This is a genomic window from Chitinophaga sp. (genome assembly GCF_036566945.1).
In the GTDB taxonomy this organism is placed as follows: domain Bacteria; phylum Bacteroidota; class Bacteroidia; order Chitinophagales; family Chitinophagaceae; genus Chitinophaga.
Genome location: NZ_DATCVJ010001102.1, coordinates 1 through 8,941 on the forward strand (window position 1 = coordinate 1; position 8,941 = coordinate 8,941).

The 8,941-nt window shown below is 47.5% G+C and carries 6 protein-coding genes and 1 pseudogene; 2 read left to right on the forward strand and 5 right to left on the reverse strand.

Annotation, left to right across the window (positions count from 1 at the left end; translation table 11 throughout):
- From VIP81_RS33060 to VIP81_RS33070, 3 genes and pseudogenes are all read right to left on the reverse strand, one after another.
- A pseudogene (locus tag VIP81_RS33060) lies at nt 1-236 on the reverse strand (hypothetical protein); the annotation flags it as partial.
- The gene (locus VIP81_RS33065; protein WP_331972412.1) at nt 233-2,758 is read right to left on the reverse strand and encodes a glycoside hydrolase family 95 protein; all 2,526 of its coding nucleotides are present in this window, start codon (nt 2,756-2,758) and stop codon (nt 233-235) included. The pseudogene VIP81_RS33060 and the gene VIP81_RS33065, both read right to left, overlap by 4 nt.
- 7 nt (nt 2,759-2,765) lie before the next feature.
- Nucleotides 2,766-5,222, reverse strand: coding sequence for a glycoside hydrolase family 2 TIM barrel-domain containing protein (locus tag VIP81_RS33070; protein WP_331972415.1), 2,457 nt, complete (start codon nt 5,220-5,222; stop codon nt 2,766-2,768).
- A 478-nt stretch (nt 5,223-5,700) separates the two neighbouring features.
- Between VIP81_RS33070 and VIP81_RS33075 the strand changes: the two genes are divergently transcribed.
- The gene (locus tag VIP81_RS33075) at nt 5,701-6,582 is read left to right on the forward strand and encodes a helix-turn-helix domain-containing protein (RefSeq protein ID WP_331972419.1); all 882 of its coding nucleotides are present in this window, start codon (nt 5,701-5,703) and stop codon (nt 6,580-6,582) included.
- 104 nt (nt 6,583-6,686) lie between these two features.
- Entirely contained in the window at nt 6,687-7,352 is a 666-nt protein-coding gene (locus VIP81_RS33080; RefSeq protein ID WP_331972422.1) for a siderophore-interacting protein, read from the forward strand.
- Between the two features lie 13 nt (nt 7,353-7,365).
- Here VIP81_RS33080 and VIP81_RS33085 read toward each other — a convergent pair whose 3' ends face one another.
- Both VIP81_RS33085 and VIP81_RS33090 read right to left on the reverse strand, forming a co-directional pair.
- A complete protein-coding gene (locus tag VIP81_RS33085) occupies nt 7,366-7,968 on the reverse strand; it encodes a response regulator transcription factor (protein ID WP_331972425.1) in 603 nt (200 codons plus the stop codon).
- Nucleotides 7,969-8,308: 340 nt separating this feature from the next.
- A partial coding sequence (locus VIP81_RS33090) for a sulfatase/phosphatase domain-containing protein (protein ID WP_331972428.1) occupies nt 8,309-8,941 on the reverse strand: 633 nt, incomplete at its 5' end.

The window sequence follows — 8,941 nt, forward strand, 5'->3', positions numbered from 1 at the left end:
TAAACGCCCCAGTGAATGAAGCAGCCAAACTTAGCTTCCCGCCACCAGGCAATGCGGGCATCATGATTTTTCATAGATGCCTTCCACCAGCCATTCACCGCCGTGCTCACGGCAATGCTATCACGCGCGGCGGCACGCTGCGTCAATATGCCTTCATCATCTCCTTTTACTTGTGCAACAGCCGAATAAGTAATAACGCTAACGGCTATACTTAAAACTCCTTTTCTGATGCTCATATAATATTGTAAGTTTTACCAGGTGCAGTTGAAATATCATACTCAAATACTTTATCCAACTGCAACACCGGTAATTTCGTAGGGTCTTTTACTTCGGCTTTACCAGGCGTTTGTAACTGATAGAACGGATTATTGTTCGTTCCTGCGGCAGCTTTTGCCGGTTTACCATCTACCTTAACGGCCACGCGGGTACGAATACGGCAGTTTCCGCCTAAAGCAGATCTGATCACAGCATGTGTTAACTGCCCGTTTTTCCATTCCATATCTACTTCAAAACCACCTCTTGCCTTCAGTCCTTTTACACTACCGGCAGGCCATGCATCCGGCAAGGCAGGCAACAGGCATAATACGCCATCATGGCTTTGCAGGAGCATTTCCGTAATACCGGAGGTCACCCCAAAATTACCATCTATCTGAAACGGCGGATGTGCATCCATCAGGTTAGGATAAGAACCGCCACTGTTATCTGCTACACTCACGGATGTTCCGCCGGCGAGAAATAATTGTTTGTTTAACATGAGATAAGCGTGATTGCCATCTTCCAGGCGCGCCCACCAGTTAATTTTCCAGGCCTTCGACCAGCCAGTGCCGCCATCGCCACGCAGCAGTAAACTACGTTTAGCCGCTGCTGCGAGTACGGTATCCCTGCGGGGCAAAATGAAATTACCCGGAAACAGGCCATACAAATGAGATGCATGACGATGCGTGTCCTGCGGATCATCCCAGTCTTTATACCATTCCTGCAACTGTCCGTACTGCCCTGTATGAAAAGGATAGATTTCTTCCATGGTTTGTTTCATACGTGCTACCAGGGCAGCATCCTGCTGTAATACGGTGGCCGCCTGTATGGTATTATTAAACAGGTCATGAATAATAGAGAGATCCATTGTGGAAGCAATGCTCACGGTACCGGTGCGCTTACCATCTATGCGGAAATTATTTTCGGGAGAAGTAGAAGGATTGGTTACCCATTGTCCTGCTTCGTTTTTCACCAGCCAGTCCAGCATAAATTCAGCAGCGCCTTTCAGGTCGGGATACATTTGCTGCAATGCTTTTTTATCACCGGTAAACTGGTAATGTTCCCATAGGTGGCGACTGAGCCAGGCGCCGCCCATCGGCCAGATAGCCCAGGTGGGATTTCCGCTGGGGTCTTTGAAATCAAAGCCTCCAACAGGATTGGTCAGATACCAGATGTCTGAATTATGATGTGCTGTCCACCCTTTGGCGCCGTAGTTAACGGCAGCGGTTACACGTCCGTTTTTCGACAGCTGATGAATAAAATCAAACAGGGGACTGCCACAATCCGACAGGTTAGCCGTTTCCGACGGCCAGTAATTCATTTCAGTATTGATATTAATAGTATAGTTAGATCCCCATGGTGGCTGCATCTCTTTATTCCACAATCCCTGCAAATTCATTGCGGGACCGCCTTTGCGGGAAGCTGCGATCATCAGGTAACGGCCGTATTGGTACAAGAGGGTAGTTAACTGGGGATCGCGGTTGCCACCGCTCTGAGTATATATCTTCAGGCGTTCATCTGTAGGCAGTGCAGCATCGCGGTCTATACCCAGGTTGATGGATACGCGGCTAAATAACGGCGTATAGTCCTTCAGGTGAGCCTGCAACAATTGTGCATAGTTACCCACCTTCCCCAGTGGTGCAGCAGCAGCAGCGTGCGCATCTTTTCCATTGGGTTGGCCGTCTTTGTAGCTGGTACCTACAGACAATAATATCATGGCTTCCGTAGCGCCGGATACATGTACGCCAGCGGTATCTGTTTTTACCTGACCACCGTTCACACGGGCGTCGAGGTGTACTTCATAGTTAATGCCTTTTTCGCCATATACAATTTGTTTTGGCTCATAGGCTCTGGCAGCCACATATTCCGGGCATCTGCCTTTCATTACCAGGTAGTGATTATTCACTACACTATTGGTATGTGGCATGCCGTTGGCGAAGCGGGTACTGAAACTCAGCTGTCCGGCCTTGCTGGCGGTATAGCGTACTACCAGCAGTTGTTGCGGATAACTGGAAAACACTTCTCTCGTATAGTCGACTCCGTTAGCCGAATATTGTACACGGGCCACCCCGTTGTTCAGATCCAGTTCCCGCTTGTAGTTGGTGGCTTCCTGAGGAATATCGTTATCAATCAGCAAACTGCCCAGTGTAAGATAACGGGCGCTGTAGGGTCCCATCATTTTTTTTGCCAGCGCAGTTGCTTCTGTATATTTTTCTTCAAACAGGAGTTTGCGCATTTCCGGCAGCGTTTCTTTTGCCAGCGGATTGTTGCCTTCACGGGGTACACCAGACCAAAGGTAGGCTTCATTGAGTTGCAACTCTTCCTGTTGTACGCCACCAAATACCATGGCACCAATACGGCCGTTTCCTACCGGTAAGGCCTCCGGCCATTTTTGAGCGGGTTGCTTATACCAGAGTTTCAGCAGAGAGTCTGCAGGTGGCGCGGCATAGGTGTTGCGCGCAAAAAACATTACAGCAGCAGATGCTAAAAGATACTTTATCATTAATTCGCTATTTTTTAATTTGAGTCATGCCTGTTTCCAATCCTTTTCCGGCAGCAGCTACTACAACAGTACCTTCGTTAACAGCTATACGAATACTGGCTTGTCCGTTGGCCAGTTGTACTTTACGTGATCCTCCTGCGGTGCCCAGATCGTCTATGAGGCGGCCGTTGCCGGCAATAGAAAATTCAATTTCGTTGGCAGCGTCCAGGCATAATACGCCGGCGGCGTCTACTGCTTTTACGGTTACCAGTTCTCCGGTATGTTCCAGTATCAGTTTCACGGGTGCGGTCCACGGGGTGGTTTGGTATTGCCAGTTCACTTCATCGGTGGCGGTTTGTTTACCATTGCGGGCGATCACTTTCACGGTGTTGTTGCCACTGTTCAGTGCTACATTCCAGTGCAAACCTGCGGCGGGAAAGTTTTGACTGTTGCGTTGGCGGATACCTGCGCTTTTTCCGTTGACAAATAATTCGGCTTCGGTGCAATTAGAGTATACACGGATCTCTTTTTCTTCCCCTGGTTTCCCCCAGCGTATGGGCCAGGCATGGCCAAGGATATGCGCCATGGGAGTTTTGGTCCAGTAAGACTGAAACACATAATATATTTCTTTAGGGCTGAGATCACGGGCAACAATCCCTTTCTGGTTCACATAAGGTACGGGATTTTCAGGACGCAGTGGCGTAGAAAAATCTTTGAAAACCCAGTAAGCAGACCCTGTGAGTTGGGGCATCGTTTCCTGTTCCTTCAGGTGCCAGTCTACCAGGTTCACGGCATAGGATTCAGACCAGTCGCCATCTTTCGAGGCGCGGGCATTGCCGCCGGTGAGGGCAAAATCGCCGGTGCGTTCGTCGGCGCCTTTGCCGGTAGCTATCTGTTTGATGAATTTTTCCGGGTCTTCGGCGTAGCGTCCCTGATGACTGTCCGCCCCCCATTCTGCATGAAAGAAATGCGGTACTTTGGCGATTTCGCTGATACTTTCGGTTTTATATTCTGTGTAGCGCCCACGATACCAGCCAGCCCATATGGAGGGCGAATATACATCTACAATATCCTTACAGAAGTCGCAGCGTCGGATGGTGGTTTTGCGGGTACTGTCCAGCTGATGTGCCAGCGTGTTCAGCTCCGACATAAATGCGTGGATCTGTTGTTTGTCGAATTCGGGGAAATCGCCGGGCCAGTCGTTTTCATTACCCAGGCCCCACAATATAACGGCGGGGTGATTACGATGTTGGGTAATGAGATTGGTGAGCATTCGCCTGGCCTGCGCCTTATACACTTCGCCACCAAGTCCACCTCTGCACCAGGGAATTTCTTCCCATACCAGGATGCCGAGGCTGTCGCACAGATTTAATACAATGCGTGATTGCTGATAGTGACCGAGGCGGATAAAATTGGCGCCCATATTTTTTATCAGGATCATTTCCTGACGGATCATGTCTTCTGTCATGGCGGCGGCTACGCCGGCCTGATCTTCATGGCGGTGCGTACCTTGTAGCAGGAGTCGCTTGCCATTCAGTAAAAACGGGCCATGTGTTACAAACTCAAAATGCCGGAAGCCAGTTTGTCCGGACCAGGTGGCTACGCCGGCTGCGCTGGTCAAAGTAGCTTCCACGGTGTACAGTTGTGGTTGATCCGGCGACCATAGTTGTGGCTTTTTGAGCTGGATAACAGCCAGTTGTTGTACATCTTTTGCGGCAGTAACCGGCTGTTTTATTGTTTTGATAATTTTGTGCTGCGGGTCTATCAGGCGCAGTTCCAGCGTACCGGTGCCAATGTTTTCCGCATCGGCAAAAGCGGAGCTGATGGTAAGTATTCCTTCTTTTCCGGCAGCATCTGATTGTGCCTGCAGGTGAAAGCCTTCAAATGATAACGCTGGTGTGTATACGATATTTACATAGCGATATAATCCACCGTATACATTAAAATCAGACATATCGGAAGGGATCATTTCCAGGTCGCGGGTATTATCGCAACGGATGGAGATGGGTATTTTTCCTTTGAAACGTTTTGCTGCCGGAGATTGAACGAAATCATTCACCGCGGTGGTGATATCGGCAGACCATTCATCGTAGCCGCCGGTATGGGTGGCTACTTTTGTCGTATATACGTACACGGTAGTCTTCTGACCGGCGCCTTCAAAATGCAGTTGTACACGGCCTTTATTATAGGGGTTGTGAATATCCAGTAAAGTTCTGTACCAGCCGGGGCCTTCGTAATAGTTTTGGTCGGGATCTACGGCGTCGCGGGCATTGAAGCAGTGTGGGAGCGTAACCGTTTTCCATAGCGGCACTGATTCAGGGCTTCCTTCTGCCGCGGGTCTTACCGCCTCCCATATTCCACCCAGGTCACCCTGCAGGAATTCCCAGGATTGACTGATACGGACCGATTGCTGGGCCGTTATACGTGTGGAATATAGTAGTGCCACCAGGATGGCATAGCAGGTGGCTATTCTTCTTGTCAACATTTCGTACACTTGTTTTTATAACCGGAATAAATGAGGAGACAATGTTTGTCATCCTGCTTATTATTATCTTTTTATCTAGTGGGAATTCCCGTCCTGTTGTGGCAGCGACAGTCATTTTTCATTTATGGAATTTATCAATTGATAGCAAACGTTTGCAAAAATGCGTTAGCGTCTAAAAATCACTACTATTCTCATTCTTTACAGGTATTGTCAGATTCATTGTACTAATAAAATCCGAAACTATGCAATCGGTTGCAGATAAATGTATGCAATTTTACCTATTTCAGATATCTTTTTCAGGACAGGTATACAATAATTGTTTTTTTCGTTCGTCTGGTAATAGGTGGTTGGAAAATTGTGAGTCGGACAGGTTGCTTTGTGATGGGCAGTGTGGGTATGCGCCTGGTCACATTTATGGTACCACGTGTGTAGCAATAACTTTTCATCAACACCATGGGATAGTTTTAATTTGCAGTTTATGAGAAAGGATCAACAACCTGTCATTACATCTTACCGTTTGGAGGATCTGCTGGTTGTTCCGGGTTTGATGATAGATGTCCATTACAAAACGCTGGGAGCGATACATCATCACCCGCATGCAGATTTGACCAAGGCGCATCGGCACGAGTTTTATACACTGGCGGTGACTGGCAGCCAGTGCAGTCAGCATATGGTAGATTTCCGGCAGATAGATATGCCGCCACACAGTATATTTTTACTCTCGCCCTGGCAGATTCATTTGTCGGCCGACATTGCACTGACAGCGGATTTGTACCTGATTTCCTTTACGCCGGATTTTTTACCGGCGGGTGCGCCTGTATTGCCATTGTGTATGGAGAAGGCGGTCACGCCGGATGCAGAAGCGTTTAAAGATATCTGGCTCCTTTGTGAGCAGTTGTTACGGGAGTTTAACAACCGCAAGGCTTTACAGCAGCAGGTATTACAACATTTCCTGGCAGTATTGCTCACCCTCTTTACCCGTTGTTTACCAGAAAACAGCACTGCCAGCCACTTACAGCCGGAGTTACTTATCCGTTACCGGGAGTTGATGGAATCGCATTTATTAAGCTGGAGCAGTTGCGGCGAGTATGCGCGGGCATTACATGTGACCACGGATCACCTGAACGAAGTAGTAAAACAGGAAACCGGGCAAACGGCATCAGCGTTGCTGGCGGCGAGGCGTATCCTGGAAGCCAAACGGATGTTGTTACATTCTACCCATGGCATCAAAGAAATTGCCTGGTATCTGCAATTTAATGAAGTGACTTACTTCAACCGTTTCTTCAAACAGCATACCGGGCAAACCCCACTTGGCTTTCGTATCGCCAGCCGGGAAAAGTATCATTATAACCCGGAATAGTGTAATAACCGGTAACGACAGGTCCGGTAGCTTTGTTAACAATTATCCTGCAGGCCTGATCCATAGCCCAGGCCGATTATAAACACCCGAAAAATAAATTTTACATGCCTTCAATTAAAGACAGGGCGACCAGTTTACTGATGTCGCGCATAGGGAAAACTGCGTCCGTAAACAGCGTAACGCGGATTGGCAATTTCCTTTTACAGGTAGACCTACACTTACCTCAATCGCTGCCTGACCGCAGCACACAACATCTCAAATGCGAAGTAGCTCCGTATACCTATCGTGATTACACGGTAGCACAATGGGATATGGCCACACAAACAGCCACCTTGCTGATCCATGCCGGACATGACGGGGCTGGCAGCTACTGGGCGCTTCAGCTACAACCTGGCCATGAAGTGTATTATGCAGGGCCTGGTGGCGGGATACATCAACCTACAACAGCACAACACCTGGTATGCATAGGTGATGCCAGTGCAGCAGGTCATTTTTATTCGCTCTATCTGCGTAAAACAGCATTACAAAATTTCCACTGCTTCCTGCAACTGGAAAATCCGGAGACCAGGCAAATGCTACAAATGCCGGTACAGCCGCTTTCCAATAACGGGCATTATTTTACTGATCTGCATGAGTGGTTGTATCATTACAATTTCCCCACAACAGACACAAGCTATTATGTAGCAGGGAATCAACAAATGGTAATACAGGTGCGTAAATCATTGCGTCAGCAAGGCGGACAGGTAAAGGCACAGGGTTTCTGGGGCTAAAGCTATCAGGGCATCAGACCAGGTGTTCTTTCATTGCCTTTACAATTGCATTGGAGCGGGAATTTACATCGAGCTTGCGGTAAATATTCATGATGTGGGAACGTACTGTTCCCACACTGATATGACACACCTCCGCCACTTGCTTATAGGTGTCGCCATTTACCAGGCAGCGTAAAATTTCCTTCTCCCGTGGCGACAACCCGTAAGGGTCCTGATGGACATGCTTCTCCTTCCGGAAAAATGCCAGCACTTTATTCACCGCCACTAAATTCGACTGCAAAGCCGTTTCATACACCTGAGAAATAAATTCCGACAATGACACCGGTGGAACATGATCCAGTTCATATCCATTTGTTGCCGCCGGTACCTGCGTCAATTCCTGTTCGTTCTCGTTCAGGGTAAGCAATAGCACATTTATATCAGGGTAAGCTGCTTTTACTATGCTGGCGGCTTCTATCGCGGTCAATCCAGGTATCTCTATATCCATAAAAACCAGGTTGCAGATATCTTTTGCTAATTGTTGTAACAGTTCTGTTGATTCGCTGTGCAATCCTGCAACTTCCAAAACACGCGCTTCTCCCAAATTACCAGGACTAATAGGCCGCACTTTTTTCATAATATTCCTTTTGGGTTATGTATATTCATATGAAATCTCCCATTGTTAAACTGCAAGTTCTCGGAAGCTGGTATGGCTGATAAATAATAAATGGAAAGATTACACGGTTTCCATACCCGTAACAAATTTGAAACAATTACATGCAGTAGTCAATCGGATACGTATATGGTTTTTCAATAAATATTAATATACAATTTGTTTTATATTAGTCATAAAACAAAGGTATAACGTGGTAATTGGCAGTCTTCTAATGGATTAGGGGAATATAATAGCTTACAAATCAACTACTTAAAAGTTGGCACTTCTCTCATTTAAAACAAATTAAACTTAAACATATATATCACATTTGTACCTTTCCGGCTTGTCTTCGTGCTGTTCCGGTCCTTCCTGTGAGATCATCACCGAGTTCATTCCGGTACTTTTCTGCTATCTCCTGGAGTTGATTTACCACTTCCGGAAACTGCTTTTGCACATCTAAAGTTTCTCCCGGATCACGGCGCATGTCATATAATGCCAATGGAACATCTACTTCGGGTTGTGCTCCCGGGAAACCATCATATCCCGGCAAATTTAATTTATAGGTCCTGCTGCTGTGCGGCAATACCAGCTTCCAGGGGCCTTTACGAATCGCTTCCAGGCTATTTACCTTATAATATACGGCCAGCTCATCTCTGGGGTTTGCACCCTCCTCATTAAATAATAATGATTTCAAATCTACCCCATCAATTTTGCGTACCGGCAACGCTGCGCCGCAAAAATTGGCGATGGTAGGCAACAGGTCGATAGTAGCTGCCATCTTATTACAAACCGTACCGGCAGGTATTTTGCCCGGCCAGCGCATGATACAGGGCACCCGCATCCCGCCTTCCCAGGAAGTACCTTTACCTTCCCGTAAGCCGCCTGTATTACCAGCATGATTGCCATAAGATAACCAGGGGCCATTATCACTGGTAAAAATAACCAGGGTATTTTC

Bases quoted from the DNA above. Each gene is read 5' to 3' on its own strand.
- VIP81_RS33065 (WP_331972412.1), bottom strand. From the start codon at position 2,758: ATGATAAAGTATCTTTTAGCATCTGCTGCTGTAATGTTTTTTGCGCGC.
- VIP81_RS33070 (WP_331972415.1), bottom strand. From the start codon at position 5,222: ATGTTGACAAGAAGAATAGCCACCTGCTATGCCATCCTGGTGGCACTA.
- VIP81_RS33075 (WP_331972419.1), top strand. From the start codon at position 5,701: ATGAGAAAGGATCAACAACCTGTCATTACATCTTACCGTTTGGAGGAT.
- VIP81_RS33080 (WP_331972422.1), top strand. From the start codon at position 6,687: ATGCCTTCAATTAAAGACAGGGCGACCAGTTTACTGATGTCGCGCATA.
- VIP81_RS33085 (WP_331972425.1), bottom strand. From the start codon at position 7,968: ATGAAAAAAGTGCGGCCTATTAGTCCTGGTAATTTGGGAGAAGCGCGT.